Source organism: Spirillospora sp. CA-128828 (assembly GCF_050945415.1).
Lineage (GTDB): Bacteria > Actinomycetota > Actinomycetes > Streptosporangiales > Streptosporangiaceae > Spirillospora.
The window spans coordinates 4010657-4032999 of sequence record NZ_CP191986.1 but is presented as its reverse complement, the minus strand read 5'-3'; the positions used below and the strand labels follow the sequence as shown (position 1 = coordinate 4032999).

Here is a 22343-nt window from a genome sequence, read left to right as displayed (position 1 = left end):
CGGTACCCGGGAGTAAAAGCGTCTCCACGTTCAGGGAGCGCTTTCCGGCCGGTTCTCCTCACCCGCCGCGACACGGCGACCGGGCCATCTCGTTCGCGGTGGCCATGGCCGCGCCGGTACCCTCGGACACGCCCACCCGAGATGGTTCCAGGAAAGGACGGCCGTGCTCGTCGCCGGGTTCCCCGCTGGCTCGTTCGCCGCGAACTGCTATGTCGTGGCGCCCGCCGCGGGCGAGGAGTGCGTGATCATCGATCCCGGCCAGGACGCCGAGGCCGGCATCGAGAAGATCCTCCGCGAGCACCGGCTGAAGCCGGTCGCGGTGCTGCTCACGCACGGTCATCTCGACCACGTCTGGTCGGTGGCGCCGGTCTGCGGCGCCAAGGACGTCCCCGCCTACATCCATCCGGACGACCGCGACCTGCTCACCGACCCGGCCAAGGGCCTGTCGCTGGGCGCCGGGCAGCAGCTGTTCGGCGGCCTGGAGCTGTCCGAGCCGGACGACGTCAAGGAACTGGCGGACGGGTCGGTGCTGGAACTGGCCGGGCTGAGCCTCACCGTCGACCACGCTCCCGGCCATACACCCGGGTCGGTGACGTTCCGGACGCCGAAGACGCAGGAGATCCCCGACGTGATGTTCACCGGAGACCTCCTGTTCGCCGGGTCCATCGGACGCACCGACCTGCCGGGCGGATCGTACGAGGAGATCCTCACCAGCCTGTCCCGGGTGTGCCTGACCATGCCCGACGAGACGGCGGTCCTGCCCGGCCACGGTGAGCAGACCACAATCGGCCGCGAGCGCGCCACCAATCCGTTCCTCTCGGAGCTGTTGCCCGCGGACGGACCCAACAAGGGATTCTGAGCCTAAAAGATCATGAGTTCGAGCTTCCGGGCCCCCAAGGGGGTCAGTGAATACGTCCCGCCTCGGGCGGACCTCTTCTACGCCATCCGCGAGGCGTTCGCCGAGCAGGCGCGGCTCGCCGGCTACGGCTACCTGGAGCTGGCCGTCTTCGAGGACACCAACCTGTTCCGGCGGGGCGTCGGCGAGTCCACCGACGTGGTCTCCAAGGAGATGTACACCTTCGAGGACAGGGGCGGCCGGTCGCTGACGCTGCGTCCCGAGTTCACCGCGTCGGTGCTGCGGTCCGCCCTGGAGAACAACCTGCACAAGGGCGCGCTGCCGGTGAAGGTGTGGACGACCGGCGCCGCGTTCCGCGCCGAGCGTCCGCAGCAGGGCCGCTACCGGCAGTTCTACCAGCTCGACCTTGAGGCGATCGGCAGCGAGGACCCGCAGGTCGACGCCGAGACGATCGCGATCGCGTGGAACTGGTACCGGTCCCTCGGCCTGACCCGGGTACGGCTGCTGCTGAACTCCCTCGGCTGCAAGGAGTGCCGTCCCGCCTACCGCGCCCTGCTGCAGGACTTCCTGCGCGGCCTCGACCTGGACGACGACACCCGCGCCCGCGTCGAGATCAACCCGCTCCGGGTACTCGACGACAAGCGCCCCAAGGTGCGGGAGCAGCTCGCCGGCGCCCCCCTGATGGCCGACCACCTGTGCCCCGCCTGCAAGGCGCACCACGACCGGGTCCGCGAACTGCTCGCCGACCTCGGCATCGCGTGGGAGGACACCCCGACCCTCGTCCGGGGCCTGGACTACTACACCCGCACCACCTACGAGTTCGACCACCCGCTGCTCGGCGCCCAGTCCGGGATCGGCGGCGGCGGCCGCTACGACGGGCTGTCGGAGGACATCGGCGGCCCGCCGCTGCCCGGCATCGGGTTCGGCCTCGGCCTGGACCGTACGATCCTGGCGCTGGAGGCCGAGTCGCAGGAGGGCGGGGGCGCCGCGTTCGCCGCCAAGCCGCGCTGCGAGGCGTTCGGCGTCGCGCTCGGCGACACCGCCGAACGGCGCATGTTCGGGCTCGTCGCCGAACTGCGCCGCGCCGGGATCGCCGCCGACATGGTGTTCGGCGGCAAGAGGCTGAAGGGCGCCATGAAGGACGCGGACCGCTCGGGCGCCCGCTACGCCGTGATCCTCGGGGAGCGAGATATCGCGGACGGCGTCGCCCAGGTCAAGGACCTGGCCGCGGGCGAGCAGACCGCCGTCCCGCTCACCGACCTCACCACGACGTTGAAGGAAAGGCTCTCCAAATGATCCGCACCCACGAGGCGGGGACGCTCCGCAAGGAGCACGCCGGGCAGCAGGTCACGCTGGCCGGCTGGGTCGGCCGCCGCCGCGACCACGGCGGCGTCACGTTCATCGACCTGCGCGACGCGTCCGGCACCGCCCAGGTCGTCTTCCGCGAGGAGGACACGGCGCACGACCTGCGCTCGGAGTTCTGCGTCAAGGTCGTCGGCGAGGTCCGCGTGCGCCCCGCGGGCAACGAGAACCCCGAACTGCCCACCGGCGAGATCGAGGTCGCCGCCGCGCACATCGAGGTGCTGTCGGACGCGGCGCCGCTCCCCTTCCCCATCGAGGGCGACGTCAACGTCAACGAGGAGATCCGGCTCAAGTACCGGTACCTCGACCTGCGCCGCGAGGGCGTCGCCCGGGCGATGAAGGTCCGCTCGGAGGCGTCGTTCCTGACGCACGAGGTGATGCGCGAGCACGGCTTCGTCAACGTCGAGACCCCCACCCTCACCCGGTCCACGCCGGAGGGCGCCCGCGACTTCCTCGTCCCCGTCCGGCTCAAGCCCGGCCACTGGTACGCGCTGCCGCAGTCTCCGCAGCTGTTCAAGCAGCTGCTCATGGTCGGCGGGCTGGAGCGCTACTACCAGATCGCCCGCTGCTACCGCGACGAGGACTTCCGCGCCGACCGGCAGCCGGAGTTCACCCAGATCGACATCGAGATGTCGTTCGCGGACCAGGACGACGTCCTGAAGGTCGGCGAGGACCTCGTGGCCCGGCTGTGGCAGGAGATCGCCGGGTACGAGATCCCCCGGCCGATCCCCCACATCACCTACGCCGACGCCCTGGCCCGGTACGGCTCCGACAAACCCGACCTGCGGTTCGGCAACGAGCTTACCGACATGACCGAGTACTTCTCCGGCACGTCGTTCCGCGTGTTCCAGGCCCCGTACGTCGGCGCGGTGGTCATGCCCGGCGGCGCGTCCCAGACCCGCAAGGAGCTGGACGGCTGGCAGGACTGGGCGAAGGCCCGCGGCGCCCGCGGCCTCGCGTACGTGCTCGTGCAGGAGGACGGGACGCTCGGCGGCCCGGTCGCCAAGAACCTCTCCGACAGCGAGAAGGAAGGGCTCGCCGCCAAGACCGGCGCGTCCTCCGGCGACGCGATCTTCTTCGGCGCCGGCAAGCGGCACGCGACGCAGGAGCTCCTCGGCGCCGCCCGCCTGGAGATCGGCCGACGCCGTGACCTGATCGACGAGTCGGCATGGAAGTTCGTCTGGGTCGTGGACGCGCCGATCTTCGAACCGGTCGAGGACGACAAGGGCGAGCAGATCGGCTGGACGTCGGTCCACCACCCCTTCACCGCGCCGAAGCCGGAGTTCGCCGACACCTTCCAGGACGACCCGGGCTACGCCCTCGCGAACGCCTACGACCTCGTCCTGAACGGCAACGAGATCGGCGGCGGCTCGATCCGTATCCACCGCGCCGAGATGCAGCAGCGGGTCTTCGACACCCTGGGCCTGTCCAAGCAGGAGGCCGAGTCGAAGTTCGGCTTCCTGCTGGAGGCGTTCAAGTTCGGCCCGCCCCCGCACGGCGGCATCGCCTTCGGCTGGGACCGCGTCGTCATGCTCCTCGCCCGCCAGGAGTCGATCCGCGACGTGATCGCCTTCCCGAAGGCGGCGTCCGGCTACGATCCCCTGACGGCCGCCCCCACCCCGATCACCCCGCAGCAGCGCGCGGAGGCCGGCGTCGACGTCGTCCCCGAGGACGAGCAGACGGAAAGCTGACCATGTGAGAGCAACGGGGGCGGCCGCCACGGCGTGGCGGCCGCCCCCGTTGCTCAGTGAGGGTTCCGTTCGTCAGCGGGTGGCGCCGCTCGTCACCCGGTAGACGTCGTAGACGCCGTCTATGGAGCGGACGGCCTTCAGGACGTGGCCGAGGTGCTTCGGGTCGCCCATCTCGAAGGTGAAGCGGCTGACGGCGACGCGGTCGCGGGTCGTGGTGACCGACGCCGACAGGATGTTCACGTGCTGGTCGGACAGGACGCGGGTCACGTCCGACAGGAGCCGGGGGCGGTCGAGGGCCTCGACCTGGATGGCGACGAGGAAGACCGAGTCCTCGCCCGGGGACCATTTCACGTCGATCAGCCGGTCCGGCTGCGACTTGAGGCTGGCGACGTTGGCGCAGTCGGCGCGGTGGACGGAGACGCCGTGGCCGCGGGTGACGAAGCCGACGATGTCGTCGCCGGGCACCGGGGTGCAGCAGCGGGACAGCCGGACCCACACGTCGGGGTCGTCCGCGACGACGACGCCCGGGTCGCCGGCGAGGCGGCTCCGCTTGCGGCGGGTCGGCAGCGCGATCTCGGCGAGGTCCTCCTCGGCGCTCTCCACGCCGCCGAGCGCGTCCACGAGCTTCTGGACGACGTGCTGCGCCGACACCTGGCTCTCGCCGACCGCCGCGTACAGCGACGACACGTCCGGATAGCGCATGTCGCGGGCGAGGGCGAGGAGGGCCTCGCCGGACATCATCCGCTGCAGCGGCATGTTCTGCTTGCGCATCGCGCGGGCGATGGCGTCCTTGCCGGACTCGATCGCGGTGTCGCGGCGCTCCTTGGAGAACCAGTGCTTGATCTTGTTGCGGGCGCGGGCGGACTTGACGAAGCCGAGCCAGTCGCGGCTCGGGCCCGCGTCCTGCGACTTGGAGGTGAAGACCTCGACGGTGTCGCCGTTGTCGAGGGTCGATTCGAGGGGGACGAGGCGGCCGTTGACCCTGGCGCCGATACATCGGTGCCCGACCTCGGTGTGGATCGCGTACGCGAAGTCGACGGGGGTCGCGCCCTGCGGCAGCGCGATCACGTCGCCCTTCGGGGTGAACACGAACACCTCGGAGACCGACAGGTCGAAGCGGAGCGACTCCAGGAACTCGGCCGGGTCGGCGGTCTCCTTCTGCCAGTCGAGGAGCTGGCGGAGCCACTGCATGTCACCGGCCTTGCGGCCGCCGACCGTCTCCTCCTTGTACTTCCAGTGCGCGGCGACGCCGTACTCGGCGCGGCGGTGCATGCCCCAGGTGCGGATCTGCAGCTCGACGGGCTTGCCCTCGGGGCCGATCACCGTCGTGTGCAGCGACTGGTACATGTTGAACTTCGGCATCGCGATGTAGTCCTTGAACCGGCCGGGGACCGGGTTCCATCGCGCGTGGATCGAGCCGAGGGCGGCGTAGCAGTCGCGGACGCTGTCGACGAGGACCCGGATGCCGACCAGGTCGTAGATGTCGTCGAAGCTGACGTCCCGCGCGATCATCTTCTGGTAGATCGAGTAGTAGTGCTTCGGCCGGCCGGTGACGGTCGCCTTGATCCGTGCCTCGCGCAGGTCGGTGGAGACGTTCTCGATGACCTCCTGCAGGTAGACGTCGCGGCGCGGGGCGCGCTCGGACACCAGCCGGGCGATCTCGTCGAACCGCTTGGGGTACATGGTGGCGAACGCGAGGTCCTCCAGCTCCCACTTCAGCGTGTTCATCCCGAGGCGGTGCGCGAGCGGCGCGAACACCTCCAGGGTCTCGCGTGCCTTCTTCTCCTGCTTGTGCCGCGGCATGTAGCGCAGCGTCCGCATGTTGTGCAGCCGGTCGCCGAGCTTGATCACCAGGACGCGGATGTCGCGGGACATCGCCACGACCATCTTGCGGACGGTCTCGGCCTCGGCGGCCTCCCCGTACTTGACCTTGTCCAGCTTGGTGACGCCGTCGACGAGCGCGGCGATCTCGTCGCCGAATTCGCTGCTCAGCTGGTCGAGGGTGTAGGGGGTGTCCTCGACGGTGTCGTGCAGGAGCGCCGCGCAGAGGGTCTCGGTGTTCATGCCGAGCTCGGCGAGGATGGTCGCGACCGCGAGCGGATGCGTGATGTACGGGTCGCCGCTCTTGCGCTTCTGGTGGCGGTGGTAGTGCGCCGCCACGTCGTAGGCGCGTTCGATGAGCCGCAGGTCCGCCTTCGGGTGCGTGTTGCGGACCGTCTTGATCAGTGGTTCGAGTACCGGGTTCATAGCGGGGCCGCGCTGGGCGCCCAACCTGGCGAGCCTACGGCGCACCCGGGCGGCGGACGGCGGAATCGTGGCCGGCGTGGGCCTGGACGGGACGGCGGGCTCGGACGCGTCGTCGGCGTCCGGAGGGGCGCCTTGACCTTTGGCTGCTGCGGCGGGGGAGGCATCTGTCTGGGGAGCCTGTGCGGGAGGAGGCGATACGGAGGAGGCGCGGGCCGGCGGGTCTTCGCGGGGAGGCCCGGCCGCGGGCCGTCGTTCGCCGGGCTCGGCCGGCCGGCCGGCGGGCGGCGGCGCGCGCCGCTCCTCGGCGGCGGCGTTCACCGCGTCGGTCGATACCACCTCACCGGGCACCCAGCCTCCTTAGTCCATCGGGGCGCCGTGTTCGCCCGCCCCGCGGGTCGCGCCCGTCCCCACCGGACCCTGATGGCGCCAGTGTATCCGGCGGCCATTTCGTCCTAGACCGTAACCAGCGAATGGACGTCCAGATTCCCCAGTTTGCCGCGTCCGTGCAGGAACGACAGTTCGAGGAGGACCGACAGCCCGACGACGTCGCCGCCGCCGCGGCGCACGAGTTCGGCGGCGGCCCTGGCCGTCCCTCCGGTGGCCAGGACGTCGTCGACGATCAGCACACGGTCGCCGGGTTCGAGTCCGTCGAGGTGGATCTCGATCGTCTCGGTCCCGTATTCGAGATCATAGGTCTCCTCGTGCGTCGCCGCAGGCAGTTTGCCTTTCTTGCGCACCGGCACGAAGCCCGCGCCGAAGTGGTAGGCGACGGGCGCGGCGAGGATGAACCCGCGGGCCTCGATTCCCACGATCTTGTCGATGGTGCCGCGGCCGTGGTGGTTGACGATGGCGTCGACCACCCCGGCGAACGCGACGTGGTCGGCCAGCAGCGGGGTGATGTCCTTGAAGACCACTCCCGGTTTCGGGTAGTCGGGAATGTCGCGGATCCGCTCCTGGATCAGCTTGCCGAGGTCCACGTTCGAAGATCCCCCGCTTTACTTGCCGCCACGGCGTTGCTGCCGGGTTCCGCGTTTCGGCTGCTGGCGCTGCCCGGACTGCACGACCTTCCGCACGGTGACGGTGCTCCTGACGTCCGGTGCGGACCCGCCGGACGCGTCGTCCGACGGCTCGTCATCGGACGGGGCGTCATCGGACCGGGCATCATCGGACCGTGCGTCGCCGGACGCGCCGGCCCCCGCCTTGACCTTGGCGGTCTTCGCCTGCCGCTTCGTGCTCTGCTCGCGGCGGGCGATGTTCTCGCGGATCTGCCGGAACTTCGGCTCGCGCTCCTTGAACTGGACGAGCAGCGGTGTCGCCACGCAGATCGAGGAGTAGGTGCCGACGATCATGCCGACGAACAGGGCGAGCGACAGGTCCTTCAGCGTGCCGGCGCCGAACAGCGTGGTCCCGATGAACAGGATCGCGCCGACCGGCAGGATCGCCACCAGGGACGTGTTCAGCGAACGGACCAGGGTGCTGCTGAGCGCCTGGTTGGCGGCCTCGCTGTAGGTCGTCTTGGAGGTCGGGCCGAGCGGCTTGGTGACCTCCTTGATCATGTCGAAGACGACGACTGCGTCGTACAGCGAGTATCCGAGGATCGTCAGGAAGCCGAGCAGGGTGGCCGGGGTGACCTCGAAGCCCGACCAGGCGTACACGCCCGCGGTGATCACCAGGTCGTGGATGAGCGCGACCACCGCCGCCACGGCCATCCGCCATTCGAACGCCAGCGACAGGTAGGCGATGATCAGGATCATGAAGACGAGCAGCGCCTGCCACGCCTTCTTCTGGATCTGCCCGCCCCACGAGGCGCCGACGACCTGGGTGCTGACCTTGTCCGCAGGGATCTTCAGCTCCTGGGACACGCTCGTCTTGACCTTGGTGACCTCCGCCGAGGTGAGGCTCTCGGTCGTCGCCCGCCAGTCGCCGCCCGCCTTCTGCACGATGACCTGGTGGACGCCGCCGTCGGTGACGGCGCCGCGCACCTGCTCGATCGAGGCGCTCGGCGCCTTGAAGGTGAAGACGGAGCCGCCCTTGAACTCGACGCCGAAGTTGAGCCCCTGGACGAGCAGGCCGGCGATCGAGAACGCCAGCAGCAGCCCGGAGATCGAGTACCAGATCTTCGGCCGGCCGACGATGTCGGCGCTGATCTCACCCCGGTAGATCCGGGAGATGACCGCACGCAGTCCCATGGTCATGCCTCCTGGCTCGTCGTGCGGGCGGCGGTGGCGGACGAGTCCTGCACCTTGTGCAGGCGTCTCGGGTCGAGCCCGGACATCGGATGGCCGCGGCCGAAGAACCGGGTGCGCGCCAGCAGCGCGACCATCGGCTTGGTGAAGAAGAACACCACGACGACGTCGATGAGCGTCGTGAGGCCCATCGCGAACGCGAAGCCCGCCACGCCGCCGACCGCCAGGAAGTACAGCACCAGCGCCGCGAGGAAGGTGACGGCGTCGGCGACGAGGATGGTGCGCCGCGCCCGCTTCCAGGCGTTCTCGACCGACGAGCGCAGCTTGCGCCCGGCTCTCAGCTCGTCCCGCAGCCGCTCGAAGTAGACGATGAACGAGTCGGCGGTGATGCCGATGGAGACGATCAGCCCGATGATGTGCGGCAGGGAGAGCCGGAATCCCATCCCCTCACCGAGGATCACCACCGCCTCGTAGGTGATGATCGACGCCACCGCCAGACTGGACACCGCCACCAGGCCGAGGCCCCGGTAGTAGAACAGGCAGTACAGCACCACGAGGCCGAGGCCGATCGCGCCGGCGATCAGGCCGCCGGTCAGCTGGTCGGAGCCGAGCGTGGACGACACCTCGTCGATGGAGCTCTGCGTGAACTCCAGCGGCAGCGCCCCGTACTTGAGCACGTTGGCGAGGTCTGTCGCGTACTGCTGGTTGAAGCTGTCGGGCGGCCCGTCGATGCTGGCGGTGCCGCCGGTGATCGCGCCCTCCCGGATGCTGGGCGCCGAGACGACCTGCCCGTCCAGCACGATCGCGACCTGTGCCTGCGGCGCGGACTGGTTCTGCTGGTACGCCTGGTAGGCGTCGGTGGTGACCTCGCCGAACTGGCGGGCGCCCTTGCCGTTGAACTTCAGCGACACCGACCAGCTGGCCTGGCCCTGCTGGGCGTTCGGCGGCATCGCGTTGGCCTGGGAGACGTCCTCGCCGAGCACCCGGACCGGGCCGAGGATGTACTTGGCGACCTGGCCGCTCTCCTCGTCCTCGTCGCAGGCGGCGACGAACTTGCGGTTCGGGTCGTTGGCGCCCGGGGCCCGCCGGTCGCCGCTGTAGCAGTCGAGCGCCTCGAACTGCTTGATGACGGCCTTGTCGGTCACGCCCGGGTAGGTCTGCGCCGGGGCCGCCGGCTGCCCGGTGGACTGGCCCAGCGGCGACGTCGCCGACGGGGAGGGCGACGGGGTCGCCGATCCGGACGGCTTCGGAGCCGGGGCCGTCAGCGCCCCCGACAGCGCCCGGCCGCGCGGCGTGGACGACCCCGACGGGGACGCCGATGGAGAAGCGGACGGCGACGGGCTCTTGCCCTTGCCCTTCGTGGTGGGGCTGCTGGACGGCGAGGGCGACGTGGACGGGGCCCCGCTGGAGGGACGCCCGTCCGCCACCGCGAACACCTGGCGGAACTGCAGCTTCGCCGTGGTGCCGATCAGGTTGACGACGCGGCCCTGCCCCTCACCCGGGACGTTCACCACGATGTTGTTGCTGCCCTGCTTGGTGACCTCGGCGTCGGACACCCCGAGACCGTTGACGCGCTGCGTCATGATCTTGACGGCCTGGTTCATCTGCTCGGCCGGGGGGTTCTTGCCGTTCGCGGTCTTGGCGGTGAGGGTCACGGTCGTCCCGCCGGCGAGGTCGAGGCCCAGCTTGGGCGTCTTCTGCCCCTGCCAGACCGCCAGACCGGCCAGAACCGCCATGATCGCGAAGAGCGCGAGGAGCGTGCGCCCGGGCTTGGGAGCATTCTTGGGCGGAGCCACTTGTCGTCGTACTTCCCGTCTTTGGTCGTCGCCGTAGGAGGGTCAGGCTGTCTTGTCCGCCTTGACCTTCGCCTTCTCCTTCGGCTTGGACTCGGGCTCGCCGTCCTCGTCCGCGGCCTCGGCGTCCTCGACGTCCGCGGCCTCGGCATCGGTCTTGGCGTCCGCGACCTCGGTGTCCTTGGACAGATCGACCTCGGAGTCGTCCTTGGTGAGGTCCACCTCGGCGTCGCCCTGGTCGTCCGCGTCCTCGTCGTGCTCGTCGTCGAGTTCCTCGGGCTCGTCGTCCTTGAGGACCTGCATGACGGCCTGCTTCAGGAACCGGACTTCGACGCCGTCCGCGATCTCCAGGACGACACCGTCATCGTCGACCTCGACGATGGTCGCGCGCATACCGCTGGTCGTCAGGACGCGGGCGCCCGGCTCCATGGCGTTCTGCATCTGCATCTGCTCTCTCCGGCGCTTGCTCTGCGGCCGGATGAGCAGGAAGTAGAAGACCAGGGGAACGGCGAGGAGCAGGAGCAGGTTGAAGGACCCGCTACCGCCCGAGCCCGCCGCGAGAATCATGTCGCTGCCCATTACAGGGGCGTCCTTCCGAAGTCGATTGCCAGCCTGTGACCGGACCGGTCACGTGCAACGGGACCGCCGGCTGGAGACGGTGAACCAAGTCCCGGAGTCTAGAGAGTACGCGAGAGCCCGGCAACGACGCGACGAGCGGCGACGCCGGGAAGTTCCCAACCCGTTACCCGATGATCACTCTTCCGGCTGTTCGGTGCCCTCCCCCAGGTCGAAGAGGGTACCCGCCATCGGCGCCGTCGGGGGCTGGGCGAGGCCGAGATGCGCCCACGCGGCGGCCGTGGCGACCCGCCCGCGCGGCGTCCTGGCCAGCAGTCCCTGCCGGACGAGGAACGGCTCCGCGACGACCTCGACGGTCTCGGGCTCCTCCCCCACCGACACGGCCAGCGTCGACAGGCCGACCGGCCCGCCGCCGAACTTGCGCATCAGCGACTCCAGGACGGAACGGTCGAGCCGGTCCAGGCCCCGTTCGTCCACCTCGTACAACGCGAGGGCGGCGCGCGCCGATTCCCGCGTGATCATCCCGTCGGCGCGGACCTCGGCGTAGTCGCGGACGCGGCGCAGCAGCCGGTTGGCGATGCGGGGCGTGCCGCGGGAGCGTCCGGCGACCTCGGCGGCGGCGTCGTCGGTGATCTCCACGTCCAGCAGCTGCGCGGACCGGCGGACGATGATCTCCAGTTCGGCGGGCTCGTAGAAGTCCATGTGCGCCACGAAGCCGAACCTGTCGCGCAGCGGCCCGGGGAGCATGCCCGCCCGGGTGGTGGCGCCGACCAGCGTGAACGGCGCGATGTCCAGCGGGATCGCGGTCGCGCCCGGCCCTTTGCCCACGACGACGTCGACGCGGAAGTCCTCCATCGCCATGTAGAGCATCTCCTCGGCGGGACGCGCCAGCCGGTGGATCTCGTCCAGGAACAGGACCTCGCCCTCGGCGAGCGTCGACAGCACCGCCGCGAGGTCGCCGGCGCGCTCGATCGCGGGGCCCGAGGAGATCCGCAGCGGCTGCCCGAGCTCCGCCGCGATGATCATGGCGAGGGTGGTCTTGCCGAGCCCCGGCCCGCCGGACAGCAGCACGTGGTCGGGCGTCCGGCCGCGCCGCAGCGCGCTGTGCAGCACCAGGGAAAGCTGCTCGCGCACCCGTTCCTGCCCGACGAAGTCGTCCAGCTTCTTCGGCCGCAGCGCGGCCTCGATCACCTGCTCCTCGGCCCCGCCGGCGTCCGCGGCCACGAGCCGTTCCGCGTCCTCGCTCATTTGCTCAGCTTCTTGAGAGCGGACTTCAGCAGCGCGGCGACCGGGGGCGTGGGGCCGCCGTCGAGGTCGGCCGCGACGGCGTCCACGGCGGCGTCGGCGTCCTTGGCGGACCAGCCGAGGTTGACCAGGCCCATCTGGACCTGCTCGCGCCACGGCTCGGCACGGGCGGGCGCGCGGAGGTCGCCGGCGTCGCCGCCCACCGGGCCGCCGAGGCGGTCCCGCAGTTCCAGGACGATGCGCTGGGCGCCCTTCTTCCCGATGCCGGGGACCTTGGTGAGCGCGGTCAAGTCCTCGGTGGACACGGCGCGGCGCAGCCCGTTCGGCGTGTGGACGGCGAGCATCGCGAGGGCGAGGCGGGGCCCGACGCCGCTCGCGGTCTGCAGGAGCTCGAAGACGGCGCGCTCGTCGTCGTCGGCGAAGCCGAACAGGGTGAGGGAGTCCTCCCGGACGACCAGCGAGGTCGGCACCTTCGCCTCCTCGCCGACCCGCAGGCCGGCCAGGGTGGCGGGGGTGCACTGCACCGCCAGGCCGACGCCGTGCACGTCGATCACCGCCCCGTCGGGACCGGCGGCGGCCACCCGGCCGCTGACGAAGGCGATCACTGAACGCTTCCTCCTCTGCTCCGGGCGGCGAGCCGCGCCCGTTCGGCCCTCGCCGCCTCCTCGATCCGGGACCGCTGAGCCTGGGCGAGCCGCTGCTGCGCTCCCCCGCGCCACACATGGCAGATGGCCAGCGCGAGCGCGTCGGCCGCGTCCGCGGGCTTCGGCGCCGTCTCCAGGGACAGCAGCCGGGTCACCATCCTGGTCACCTGCGCCTTGTCGGCGCGGCCGTTGCCGGTGACGGCGGCCTTGGCCTCGCTCGGGGTGTGCAGCGCGACGGGCAGGCCGCGGCGGGCGGCGAGCAGCATGGCGATGCCGGCGGCCTGCGCCGTTCCCATCACGGTGCGGACGTTGTGCTGGGAGAACACGCGCTCGACGGCGACGGCGTCGGGGCGGAACTCGTCCATGAGCGACGCGATGCCCGTTTCGATGCCCAGCAGGCGCAGGGCGTGGTCCTCGTCGGGGGCGGTCCGCACGACCGACACGTGCACCAGACGCAGGCGCTTTCCGGGGGCGCCGTCGACGACGCCCACCCCGCACCGGGTGAGCCCGGGGTCCACCCCCATCACCCGCACGGCCGCTCCTTCGATCATCTGTTCGGCCGACAACGCTATCAATCCGCGCCGCCGGTCAGAAGTAATCGAGCGAGAACGGCATGGCCGCGAACGCGGCCGAGAGAGCGTCCGCGTCTCCGCCGTGGAGCAGGCCGGTGCGGCGCAGCGTAGGCACCGGGACCCCGGCATAGAGGGCCGACAGCCCGCACGGGCCGAGGCGCACGGCGGCGGTGTTCTCGGCGGAACGCTCCAGCCGCCCGTTCCCGTCCTTGACCTCCAGCGACCAGTGACCCGAGTTCGCCGGGCACTGCGGGTCGTCGATCTCCAGAGGGACCGCCGCGGTGACACCGGCCGGGTAGCCGCGCGCCTCGATCGCCGCGGGCGCGTCGACGACCCGCAGCATCCACTGGTGCCGCTCGACGGCCTCGTACTCGCGTTCCCGGAGCAGCCACAGCACCGGATCCATGGGCGACACGCACGCCCTCACGGACTCCGCGGTGGACGACCCGGACCCGACGATCGCCCACAGCGCCCTCAGCGTGCTCTCGGAGCACGCGACGAGCCGGGCGACCTCAAGCGCACTGTTGCCCTCCGCCCAGCGGTAGGCGAGAAACCCGTCCTCGGCCAGGTAGACGTAGTCGTCCTGGTTCTCCAGGTGGGCGCGCCACCTTGGCTCCGTCCAGCCGACGGGGCCGCAGTCCCGAGCCGTCTCGTGGACGCGGCCGATGACGGCGGCGACCTCGGCGGCGTCGTCCGGCCCCGCCCTGCGGACCGGGACCCGCCCGGCGGGGACGGTGCGCAGCGCCTCCGCGGAGACGGCGACGTGGTGCTGCGCGCCCGCGTGCTCCCAGCCGAGCGAACGGTACAGGCGCGTCGTCGCGGGATAGAGCACGGCCAGCGGGTGACCGAACGCGGCACAGCGCTCCAGCAGGTCGGTCATCAGCCGGCGTCCGAGCCCGCGGCCGCGTTCCTCCGGCGCCACCGTGATCGCGCTGACGCCCGCCATGGACACGGCCCGCCCGTGCCACCACTGCGTCATCTCGTGCAGCGCGCCCGTGGCGACGATCCGGCCGCCGTCGACACCCGCGAACACCCGACCGGCCTCCGCCGACGGCCGCCAGACCCGGACGCGGGGCTCCCACACCGCGTCCGGTATCGGGCCGAAGGCGCGGGCCCGGATGTCGCGGACGGCGTCGATCTCGTCTGGTGCCAGCGTGCGGATCTCCATGATCCAGACGGTAGGCCATGCCGGAGCCGCCAGGCCGGAGACGCCGAACGCCGCCGCCCGGAGCGCGGGCGGCGGCGTTCACGCGGATGACGGCGCCTCAGGCGTCGATGGAGGCCATGACCTCGTCGGGGACGTCGAAGTTCGCGTAGACGTCCTGGACGTCGTCGGAGTCCTCCAGGGCGTCCAGGAGCCGGAAGACCTTCTTGGCGTTGTCCTCGTCGAGGGGGACGGTGACGCTCGGCAGGAACTTGCTCTCGGCCGACTCGTAGTCGATCCCGGCGTCGACCAGGGCGGAGCGGACCGCGACGAGGTCACCGGCTTCGCTGACGACCTCGAAGTTCTCCTCGTCGAGCTCGTTGACCTCTTCGGCGCCCGCGTCCAGGACGGCCATCATCACGTCGTCCTCACTGGTGCCCGCCTTGGGGACGATCACGACGCCCTTGCGGGTGAACATGTACGAGACCGAGCCCGGGTCGGCGAGGGAGCCGCCGTTGCGGGTGAGGGCGACGCGGACCTCGGAGGCGGCCCGGTTGCGGTTGTCGGTCAGGCACTCGATGAGGACCGCGACACCACCGGGGGCGTAGCCCTCGTAGGTGATGGTCTGCCAGTCGGCGCCCCCGGCCTCCTCACCGGCGCCGCGCTTGCGCGCGCGCTCGATGTTGTCGTTGGGGACCGAGTTCTTCTTCGCCTTGTAGATGGCGTCGTAGAGGGTGGGGTTCGCGTCGGGGTCGCCGCCGCCGGTGCGTGCCGCCACCTCGATGTTCTTGATCAGCTTGGCGAAGAGCTTGCCCCGCTTGGCGTCGAGGGCCGCCTTCTTGTGCTTGGTCGTCGCCCACTTGGAATGGCCGGACATCTGTCAATCCTCCTCTGTCGTCCGGCGCACCAGATCGGCGAAGTAGTGGTGCACGCGGAAATCGCCGGTCAACTCCGGATGGAACGCGGTCGCCATGAGGCGCCCCTGGCGGACGGCGACGATCCTACCGGCGTTCGGCCCGCCCTCCGCGCGTCCGAGGATCTCCACGGCGTCGCCGACGGACTCCACCCAGGGCGCGCGGATGAAAACGGCGTGGTACGGCGTGTCCCCCATGCCGGTCAGCGGGACGGCGGCCTCGAACGAGTCGACCTGCCGGCCGAACGCGTTGCGCCGCACCGTCATGTCGATCCCGCCGGCGGTCTCCTGGCCGGCGGCGCCGTCCCGGATCCGGTCCGCCAGCATGATCATGCCGGCGCAGGAGCCGTACGCGGGCATGCCCGCCTCGATCCGCTTGCGCAGCGGGTCCAGCAGCTCGAACGAGCGGGCGAGCCGCCACATGGTGGTGGACTCCCCGCCCGGCAGGACCAGCCCGTCGACGCGTTCCAGCTCCTCGGGCCGGCGCACGGTCAGGGTGCGCGCCCCGGAGGCCTCCAAGGCGCGGACGTGCTCTCGCACGTCACCCTGGAGGGCGAGGACACCGATCGTGGGCACAGCAGTCACGTAGGAACCTTCCGGGGTACGGGGGTCGTCTCAACCCTAGACGTTCCTTACAACGCGGCACGACCTGGCCGGTCTTCCCCCGGCGGCGCGCCACGCTGGCACGGCGGGACGGCTCAGCCGGGAACGGCCTGGTTTCAGGCGTGCTTGAACCGGCGGACGGGGAGTTCCAGCGGGAGGAAGCCGTCCTTGCCCCGGTCGGCGATACCGCGGCCGAACATGTGCGCCTCGGCGAGGGCGAGGCCGAACTCCTCGGGGTCGAACGGCAGCGGGACGTCCGGGGCACCCGCGTCGATGGCCCGCCAGAACGGCCGCTCGGCGGGCAGCCGCTCGCCCTGGTCGACGACGACGCCGTCCTCGGCGGTGACGAAGACGTCGCGCAGGAGTTCGCCGGACTCGTACCAGCGGAACCAGCAGCCGTGGATGACGTTGTGCAGGACGAGCACGCCGCAGTGCGAGCCGGGGAGCGCGGCGGCGGCGGTGTCGGCGATCCGGCGGGCGTCGTCGTCGAGGCAGAACAGCCGCCGGTCGCACAGCAGGAGGGCCCGCTCGAACGCCCCGACGAACAGCTCGTCCTCGTACGGCCAGAGCGCGAAGTCCAGGACCGTGTCACCGGTCTCGGTCAGGGTGGCCGCCGGATAGAGGCCGCGCGCGATCGCCGCCGCGGCGTCCGGGTCGGGCACCAGGCCCGGCCGGAACACCTCGGTGAGTTCACCCGCGCTCGCGCACGCCAGCGCGACCGACCAAGCCATGCTCTCCCCTCCCGCGGCCGGGCACCGCCCAGGGCCTCGCCCTTCATTCTGGGGGGACGACCCCCAGACCCCCGGAACCGCTCCTGAACCGGCCGCGCCGCCAGCGTAACCCTGTCAGGGAGCGCTGTGGAGTGGAGTACCCAAGTATCCGCCCGGTCATCCGGACCGGGCGGATACTCCCCTCACGGCCGGTCCGTCACCAGCCGCGGCCGGCGAACTTCTGGTCCTCGCCGAGGGAGGCGGCGCTGATGCCGACCATCGCCTCGCCGAGGCCGCGGGAGACCTTGGCGATCACGTCGGGGTCGTCGTGGAAGGTGGTGGCCTTCACGATGGCCTCGGCGCGCTGGGCCGGGTTGCCGGACTTGAAGATCCCGGAGCCGACGAAGACGCCCTCGGCGCCGAGCTGCATCATCATCGCGGCGTCGGCCGGGGTGGCGATGCCGCCGGCGGTGAAGAGCACGACGGGCAGCTTGCCGGCCCGCGCGACCTCCTTGACCAGCTCGTAGGGCGCCTGGAGCTCCTTGGCCGCGACGAACAGCTCGTCCTCGGGCAGGTTCTGCAGGCGGCGGATCTCCTGCCGGATCTTCCGCATGTGGGTCGTGGCGTTGGAGACGTCGCCGGTGCCCGCCTCGCCCTTGGAGCGGATCATCGCCGCGCCCTCGGTGATGCGGCGCAGGGCCTCGCCGAGGCTGGTGGCGCCGCACACGAACGGGACGGTGAACGCCCACTTGTCGATGTGGTTGTCGTAGTCGGCGGGGGTCAGCACCTCGGACTCGTCGATGTAGTCGACACCGAGGGCCTGCAGCACCCGGGCCTCGACGAAGTGCCCGATGCGGGCCTTGGCCATCACCGGGATGGAGACCGCGCGGATGATCCCGTCGATCATGTCGGGGTCGCTCATCCGGGAGATGCCGCCCTCAGCGCGGATGTCGGCGGGGACCCGCTCCAGGGCCATGACGGCGACCGCGCCCGCGTCTTCGGCGATCTTCGCCTGCTCGGGCGTGACGACGTCCATGATCACGCCGCCCTTGAGCATCTCCGCCATGCCGCGCTTGACGCGGGCGGTCCCCGTCTCGGGCGCGGCGTTCTCAGGGGCGGAAGTGGAAGTGGACACGGGCATTCCTTACGTGGACGGACGACAAGTCACTTTCCATGATATTGCCTGCTCGTACGACCTCTCGACCCGGCAGAGTGTCAACGTGGGGCACCGGCCGCTTACGAACTGACGGCCGGATCCGGTGCGACGCTATGGCGTGTAGGGCTTGCCGTCGTTGACGAGCACCACCCAGACCTGGCCCCGGGCGAAGTTCATCGGCTTGCCGTCGGCGGTGGTGAAGGTGGTGCCCTTGCTCTCCGACGACCGTGACCACTTGGCCTTGTAGGACTTCCCGTCGCGCAGGACGACGGCACGCCCCGTGCCGGTGGTGTGGATCAGCGGCGTGTAGCTGCCGAGGAAGTCGTGGAACTTGGAGCGGGTCGTCTTGGCGTACTGGACGACGACCGTCTTGCCGCCCAGGCGTCCGCCCTCGGCGGCGCGGTCGGGGCGCCCGCCCCAGCTGGCGAGCCATCGCTTCTCCTTCGCCGACCAGGTGAAGCCCATCGTCGCGGCGGGCCATCTGGCGGTGAACGACCTGGTGGGCTTGCCGCCCTCCGGGGCGTCCCCGAAGGTGAACCCGATGTCGCGCGGCTTCGCCGCCTTCGGCGCCCGCTTGAGCAGGCTCTTCGGATCGCCGTAGAGGTTGTACGGGATCTGCTTGGCGCTGGACCGGACGTAGGCGCCGCCCGCGTTCTCCTGTGAGATGTCGTACAGGGGCGCCTTGCGGATGTACTTCTTCATCTTGCTCTGGACGCCGGAGAAGGCGAAGGCGGGACGGCCGAACTGCGGCAGGATGTGCAGGTCGGAGATGCGGGCGCTGCGGACCGGCCCGACCCGCTTCGGCAGCTTGGACGAGTAGACCGCCATCAGCCGGGTCTCCCCGCCCTCGACCTGCTCGACGTAGACGATGTCGGCCGCCGACACCCCGCTCTGCGGGAACGCGGGCGCCGTGTTCTCGATCTTGACGGCGAGGACGGGGTTGTCCAGGCCCTTCGTGCCGCCGTTGAACGGGTGGGTGGCGGGCTCGGGCGTCGCGCTCTGCGATGGCGCGCCCGTGCTGCTCGGCGGCGCCGCCGCCTTGGAGCCGCCCGATCCCGAGCCCGAGCAGGCCGACAGGGCGGCGCCCACCATGAGGACGCCGAGTCCCGCGGCCGCGCGGCCCGGGGCGGTGTCCCAGACGAATCGCACGAATACCCCTCCCTAGGACGATCTGCCAGAGGGTAGCGAACGCGGCCGGGTGCGCCGCCCGTCCAGCGGTACGGCCGGCCGGGCCGATCCGATCAACCCCGGGTCAGATCGCGGGCGGATCGTCGTCGATCTCGAAGAAGTCCGGGAGCGGGGCGCGCCCGGCGAGCGGCAGGAGCCGGATGAGCAGCTTGCGGCGCGCGATACGGGCCTGGGAGACGGCGTCGTTGTAGAAGCGGCGGGCGTAGGCGACCTTCGCGGCGGCGGACGACAGCTCCTCCAGCACCGCCTTCCCGTCGCCGGCGCCCCGGGCGGTGAGGGCGTCGACGAACCCCGGCTGGTCGACGGCAGCGCGGAGGGCCCGCGACAGGTCGCTCTCGGCGAACTCGCGGCCGTCGGCGTCGGCGGTCCGGGCCTCGTGGGCCGCGGTGGCCAGCACCAGGCTGGTGGCGGGGTCCAGGAGCCGTGAGGCGGCCACCTCCAGCGTCGCGGCGGCCCGCCTGACCAGCGCGGCGTCCAGCGCGGCGCGGGCCGTCTCGACGCGGACGTGCAGCCGGTCGAGCCGGGTGGCGCGCCACGACACGTACACGCCGACCAGGAAGACGACGGCGATCCAGAACAGGACGTCGATGATCCAGTCGTAGGACATCGGCGGCCCCCTAGGCGCCGAGGCCGGACTCGACGACGCGGGCGCCGCCGTCGGTGACGGTCTCGTACACCCGCAGCACGTCGCGGGCCACGGCCGACCAGTCGTAGGCGCGGACGGCGGCGCGCGCCTCGGCGGACAGCTGCTTGCGGCGGGCCGGGTCGTCGAGCAGTTCGCAGGCCGCCGCCGCGAGCGCCTCGTGGTCCCCCACCGGGAACAGCGCCCCGGCCCGCCCGCCGCGCAGCACCCGGTCGAACGCCTCGATGTCGCTGGCGAGGATGGGCGCGCCCGCCGACATGGCCTCGGCGAGGACGATGCCGAAGCTCTCGCCGCCGAGGTTGGGCGCGACGAACACGTCCACCGAGTGGTAGGCGCGGATCTTGTCCTGCTCGCTGACCAGGCCGAGGACGACGACGCGGTCGCGCAGCTCCGGGGACACGCGGGCCACGACGTCGTCGGCGTCGCCCGGCCCGGCGAGGAGCAGCCGAGACCCGGGCCGGCGGCGGCCGACGATCTCGAAGGCGCGCAGCAGCACCTGCAGGCCCTTGCGCGGCTCGTCCATCCGGCCGAGGAACCCGAGCGCTCCGCCGTCGCCGGCGTGCGGCGCCTCGGCGCGGCCGCGCCAGCCCGGGAGCGGCTCCGCCATCGCGTACCGCTCGGTCGCGACGCCGTTCGGGATCAGCACGGCGTCGCCGCCGAGGTGCTCGACGAGGGTGGTGCGGGCGGCCTCGGACACCGCGATCCGGCCGGTGATCTTCTCCAGGGCGCTCTGCAGGATCGGTGCGGTGACCGACAGCGCCCGCGACTTCTCGTAGGACGCGTGGAACGTGCCGACGATGGGCCCGTCCGCCGCCCAGCAGGCGAGCAGCCCGAGGGAGGGCGCGGCGGGCTCGTGGACGTGCAGGACGTCGAAGCCGCCCTCGTTGATCCAGCGCCGGACCCGCCCGGCCGACAGGAACCCGAACGCCAGCCGGGCCACCGAGCCGTTGTAGGGGACGGGGACGGCGCGCCCGGCGGACACGACGTAGGGCGGCAGATCGGCGTCGTCGTCGGCGGGCGTGATGACGGACACGTCGTGGCCGAGCGCGACCAGCGCCTCGGCGAGGTCGCCGATGTGCTGCTGGACCCCGCCCGGCACGTCCCAGGTGTAGGGGCAGACGATTCCCACCTTCATCGGACGGTCCTCATCGCCGGCCGTCCGCCAGGTCGTCCACCCAGACCTTCTGCAGCATGTGCCAGTCCTCTGGGTGGGCGGCGATGCCCTCCTCGAAGGCATGCGCGAGCTCCTGGGTCATGGCCTGGATCTTCTCCTGTCTGCCGCCCTCGCCCGGGACGGGGATCTCCTCGTGGACGCGCGCCGCCCAGTACTCCCCCTCGTACCAGAGTGTCACGGGAATGAGGGCGGCGCCCGTCTGGGCCGCGAGCGCGGCCGCCACCGCGGGCATCCGGGCGGTGGCGCCGAAGAACTCGACGTCGATGCCGCTCTCGGTCAGGTCGCGGTCGACGACGAGGCAGACCGGCCGCCCGGCGCGCAGCCGCTGGGCCATGCGCCCGTACGCGGAGGCGCCCCTGTGCGCGAGGACCTCCATGCCGAGGCTCTCGCGGAACTCGACGAACCGGTCGAACAGCGACTCCGGCTTGAGCCGCTCGGCGACGGTGGTGAACGGGTAGCCGCAGTGCACCAGCCACGCGCCGGCATGCTCGTAGTTGCCCATGTGGGGCAGGGCGAGGATGACGCCGCGGCCGGAGTCGAGGTTGGTGAAGATCTTCTTCTCGCCGGTGACCCGCATCCGGCCGAGGATCCGCGCCCGGTCGTACTCCGGCAGCCGGAACACCTCCAGCCAGTAGCGGAAGTAGGACCGCAGCACCTTCTTGCTGAGGATGCGGACCTCGTCGTCGACGGCGTCCTTGCCGAGGACGCGGCACAGGTTCTTCTCCAGCTGCCTGACGCCGGCACCGTAGCGGTGCCAGGTGCGGTCGGCGAGGGCGGCGAACGCCAGCCGCGCCGCGCTCTCGGGCATCTTGCGGACGACCGTCCAGCCCATCGCGTAGACGGCGTCGGTCACCTCATCGCGGAGCGACGGCGTCGCCTCTCCGCGGCGGGGCGTGGTCATGGACGCGGCTCCGGTGTCCTCTCGGCCCCGTTCCCGGCCGTGTCGGGGGCGCCCGCCCCCTCCTTCGCCTGCGCGTACACCGTGGCGAACCGCTGCCCGACGGTGATCGTGCTGAGCACCGCGAGCGCCCACAGCGCGACCGCGAGGATGAAGGGGACGCCGAGCCCGTCGAAACCGGCGGCGACCAGCGCGACGATGAGGCGCTCCGCGCGTTCGGCGATGCCGACGTTGCAGGTGTAGCCGAGCCCTTCGGCGCGGGCCTTGGCGTAGGACACCACGACCCCGGAGACCAGGCAGTACAGGGCGACGGCGGCGAGGGGCTCCTGGCCGTCCCGGTACAGCCCGATCATCAGGCCCGAGAAGATCGCGGCGTCGGCCACCCGGTCCATGGTGGAGTCCAGGAAAGCGCCGAACTTGGAGATCTTCCCGGTGACCCGCGCGACCGCGCCGTCGAGCATGTCGAACAGCACGAACGCGGTGATGACCATCGTCCCCCAGAAGAACTCGCCCCGCGGGAACAGGACGAGCGCGCCGGCGGCGACGCCGACCGTGCCGATGACGGTGATGGCGTTGGGCGAGACTCCGGTCCGCGCGACCGCCTGACCGACCGGGGTGAGGACGCGCCCCAGCGCGGGCCTGATCTTGTTGAGCATCGCCGTCCGTTCTCGTGATCGGAAAGGTTCCCGGGTCGCGGGGAGAAAGGGGCCCCCGCGGGCCGCCTCAGCGGGCCCATCGTAGT

The 22343-nt window shown here is 71.3% G+C and carries 21 protein-coding genes; 3 read left to right on the top strand and 18 right to left on the bottom strand.

Going from position 1 to position 22343, the window contains the following annotated elements:
• The first annotated feature begins 163 nt into the window (after positions 1 to 163).
• Genes ACQPXG_RS19880 through aspS form a run of 3 tightly spaced genes read left to right on the top strand, consistent with a single transcriptional unit; the run spans position 164 to position 3909 of the window.
• Complete coding sequence (locus tag ACQPXG_RS19880) at positions 164 to 859, top strand: MBL fold metallo-hydrolase (protein ID WP_433469187.1); 696 nt, start codon at positions 164 to 166, stop codon at positions 857 to 859.
• A gap of 12 nt (positions 860 to 871) precedes the next feature.
• The gene (hisS, locus tag ACQPXG_RS19875) at positions 872 to 2152 is read left to right on the top strand and encodes a histidine--tRNA ligase (RefSeq protein ID WP_433469186.1); all 1281 of its coding nucleotides are present in this window, start codon (positions 872 to 874) and stop codon (positions 2150 to 2152) included.
• On the top strand, positions 2149 to 3909 hold the full coding sequence (gene aspS, locus ACQPXG_RS19870) for an aspartate--tRNA ligase (RefSeq protein ID WP_433469185.1): 1761 nt from the start codon (positions 2149 to 2151) through the stop codon (positions 3907 to 3909). The genes hisS and aspS overlap by 4 nt, the downstream gene beginning before the upstream one ends.
• Before the next feature lie 72 nt (positions 3910 to 3981).
• Here the strand turns inward: aspS and ACQPXG_RS19865 are convergent, their stop codons facing one another.
• The 18 genes from ACQPXG_RS19865 to pgsA all read right to left on the bottom strand — a co-directional run bounded on the left by ACQPXG_RS19865 (position 3982) and on the right by pgsA (position 22257).
• Complete coding sequence (locus tag ACQPXG_RS19865; protein ID WP_433469184.1) at positions 3982 to 6504, bottom strand: RelA/SpoT family protein; 2523 nt, start codon at positions 6502 to 6504, stop codon at positions 3982 to 3984.
• A 104-nt stretch (positions 6505 to 6608) separates the two neighbouring features.
• On the bottom strand, positions 6609 to 7133 hold the full coding sequence (locus tag ACQPXG_RS19860) for an adenine phosphoribosyltransferase (RefSeq protein ID WP_433469183.1): 525 nt from the start codon (positions 7131 to 7133) through the stop codon (positions 6609 to 6611).
• Between the two features lie 18 nt (positions 7134 to 7151).
• Complete coding sequence (gene secF, locus ACQPXG_RS19855; protein ID WP_433469182.1) at positions 7152 to 8345, bottom strand: protein translocase subunit SecF; 1194 nt, start codon at positions 8343 to 8345, stop codon at positions 7152 to 7154.
• A 2-nt stretch (positions 8346 to 8347) separates the two neighbouring features.
• The gene (secD, locus tag ACQPXG_RS19850) at positions 8348 to 10138 is read right to left on the bottom strand and encodes a protein translocase subunit SecD (protein WP_433469181.1); all 1791 of its coding nucleotides are present in this window, start codon (positions 10136 to 10138) and stop codon (positions 8348 to 8350) included.
• Positions 10139 to 10180: 42 nt separating this feature from the next.
• The gene (yajC, locus tag ACQPXG_RS19845; protein WP_433469180.1) at positions 10181 to 10714 is read right to left on the bottom strand and encodes a preprotein translocase subunit YajC; all 534 of its coding nucleotides are present in this window, start codon (positions 10712 to 10714) and stop codon (positions 10181 to 10183) included.
• Between the two features lie 174 nt (positions 10715 to 10888).
• Positions 10889 to 11959: a Holliday junction branch migration DNA helicase RuvB gene (gene ruvB, locus ACQPXG_RS19840; RefSeq protein ID WP_433469179.1), complete on the bottom strand. Its 1071-nt coding sequence runs from the start codon at positions 11957 to 11959 to the stop codon at positions 10889 to 10891.
• Positions 11956 to 12561 carry a Holliday junction branch migration protein RuvA gene (ruvA, locus tag ACQPXG_RS19835; RefSeq protein ID WP_433469178.1) on the bottom strand — a complete coding sequence of 202 codons (606 nt, stop codon included), beginning with the start codon at positions 12559 to 12561 and terminating at the stop codon, positions 11956 to 11958. The genes ruvB and ruvA overlap by 4 nt, the downstream gene beginning before the upstream one ends.
• Positions 12558 to 13133: a crossover junction endodeoxyribonuclease RuvC gene (ruvC, locus tag ACQPXG_RS19830; RefSeq protein ID WP_433470006.1), complete on the bottom strand. Its 576-nt coding sequence runs from the start codon at positions 13131 to 13133 to the stop codon at positions 12558 to 12560. Before ruvC ends, ruvA begins: the two co-directional genes overlap by 4 nt.
• A 55-nt stretch (positions 13134 to 13188) precedes the next feature.
• A complete protein-coding gene (locus ACQPXG_RS19825) occupies positions 13189 to 14340 on the bottom strand; it encodes a GNAT family N-acetyltransferase (RefSeq protein ID WP_433469177.1) in 1152 nt (383 codons plus the stop codon).
• Positions 14341 to 14437: 97 nt separating this feature from the next.
• Positions 14438 to 15193, bottom strand: coding sequence for a YebC/PmpR family DNA-binding transcriptional regulator (locus ACQPXG_RS19820; RefSeq protein WP_433469176.1), 756 nt, complete (start codon positions 15191 to 15193; stop codon positions 14438 to 14440).
• Positions 15194 to 15196: 3 nt separating this feature from the next.
• Positions 15197 to 15814, bottom strand: coding sequence for a pyridoxal 5'-phosphate synthase glutaminase subunit PdxT (gene pdxT, locus ACQPXG_RS19815; protein ID WP_433469175.1), 618 nt, complete (start codon positions 15812 to 15814; stop codon positions 15197 to 15199).
• A gap of 134 nt (positions 15815 to 15948) precedes the next feature.
• Positions 15949 to 16563, bottom strand: a complete 615-nt coding sequence (locus ACQPXG_RS19810; RefSeq protein WP_433469174.1) for a DUF6928 family protein — start codon at positions 16561 to 16563, stop codon at positions 15949 to 15951.
• A gap of 196 nt (positions 16564 to 16759) precedes the next feature.
• Complete coding sequence (gene pdxS / locus ACQPXG_RS19805) at positions 16760 to 17683, bottom strand: pyridoxal 5'-phosphate synthase lyase subunit PdxS (protein ID WP_433469173.1); 924 nt, start codon at positions 17681 to 17683, stop codon at positions 16760 to 16762.
• Between the two features lie 126 nt (positions 17684 to 17809).
• Complete coding sequence (locus tag ACQPXG_RS19800; protein ID WP_433469172.1) at positions 17810 to 18847, bottom strand: DUF3048 domain-containing protein; 1038 nt, start codon at positions 18845 to 18847, stop codon at positions 17810 to 17812.
• 103 nt (positions 18848 to 18950) lie between these two features.
• Positions 18951 to 19493 (bottom strand): hypothetical protein, encoded by a 543-nt coding sequence (locus ACQPXG_RS19795; protein WP_433469171.1) that lies wholly within the window; start codon positions 19491 to 19493, stop codon positions 18951 to 18953.
• Positions 19494 to 19503: 10 nt separating this feature from the next.
• Positions 19504 to 20664 (bottom strand): glycosyltransferase family 4 protein, encoded by a 1161-nt coding sequence (locus ACQPXG_RS19790; RefSeq protein WP_433469170.1) that lies wholly within the window; start codon positions 20662 to 20664, stop codon positions 19504 to 19506.
• Between the two features lie 10 nt (positions 20665 to 20674).
• On the bottom strand, positions 20675 to 21604 hold the full coding sequence (locus ACQPXG_RS19785) for a phosphatidylinositol mannoside acyltransferase (RefSeq protein ID WP_433469169.1): 930 nt from the start codon (positions 21602 to 21604) through the stop codon (positions 20675 to 20677).
• Positions 21601 to 22257, bottom strand: coding sequence for a phosphatidylinositol phosphate synthase (gene pgsA / locus ACQPXG_RS19780; protein WP_433469168.1), 657 nt, complete (start codon positions 22255 to 22257; stop codon positions 21601 to 21603). Before pgsA ends, ACQPXG_RS19785 begins: the two co-directional genes overlap by 4 nt.
• Between the last annotated feature and the right edge of the window lie 86 nt (positions 22258 to 22343).

Bases quoted from the DNA above. Each gene is read 5' to 3' on its own strand.
- aspS (WP_433469185.1), top strand. From the start codon at position 2,149: ATGATCCGCACCCACGAGGCGGGGACGCTCCGCAAGGAGCACGCCGGG.
- ACQPXG_RS19810 (WP_433469174.1), bottom strand. From the start codon at position 16,563: ATGGCTTGGTCGGTCGCGCTGGCGTGCGCGAGCGCGGGTGAACTCACC.
- ACQPXG_RS19785 (WP_433469169.1), bottom strand. From the start codon at position 21,604: ATGACCACGCCCCGCCGCGGAGAGGCGACGCCGTCGCTCCGCGATGAG.
- pdxS (WP_433469173.1), bottom strand. From the start codon at position 17,683: ATGCCCGTGTCCACTTCCACTTCCGCCCCTGAGAACGCCGCGCCCGAG.
- ACQPXG_RS19790 (WP_433469170.1), bottom strand. From the start codon at position 20,664: ATGAAGGTGGGAATCGTCTGCCCCTACACCTGGGACGTGCCGGGCGGG.
- hisS (WP_433469186.1), top strand. From the start codon at position 872: ATGAGTTCGAGCTTCCGGGCCCCCAAGGGGGTCAGTGAATACGTCCCG.
- pgsA (WP_433469168.1), bottom strand. From the start codon at position 22,257: ATGCTCAACAAGATCAGGCCCGCGCTGGGGCGCGTCCTCACCCCGGTC.
- ACQPXG_RS19795 (WP_433469171.1), bottom strand. From the start codon at position 19,493: ATGTCCTACGACTGGATCATCGACGTCCTGTTCTGGATCGCCGTCGTC.
- secF (WP_433469182.1), bottom strand. From the start codon at position 8,345: ATGGGACTGCGTGCGGTCATCTCCCGGATCTACCGGGGTGAGATCAGC.
- yajC (WP_433469180.1), bottom strand. From the start codon at position 10,714: ATGGGCAGCGACATGATTCTCGCGGCGGGCTCGGGCGGTAGCGGGTCC.
- ACQPXG_RS19825 (WP_433469177.1), bottom strand. From the start codon at position 14,340: ATGGAGATCCGCACGCTGGCACCAGACGAGATCGACGCCGTCCGCGAC.
- ACQPXG_RS19820 (WP_433469176.1), bottom strand. From the start codon at position 15,193: ATGTCCGGCCATTCCAAGTGGGCGACGACCAAGCACAAGAAGGCGGCC.
- ruvB (WP_433469179.1), bottom strand. From the start codon at position 11,959: ATGAGCGAGGACGCGGAACGGCTCGTGGCCGCGGACGCCGGCGGGGCC.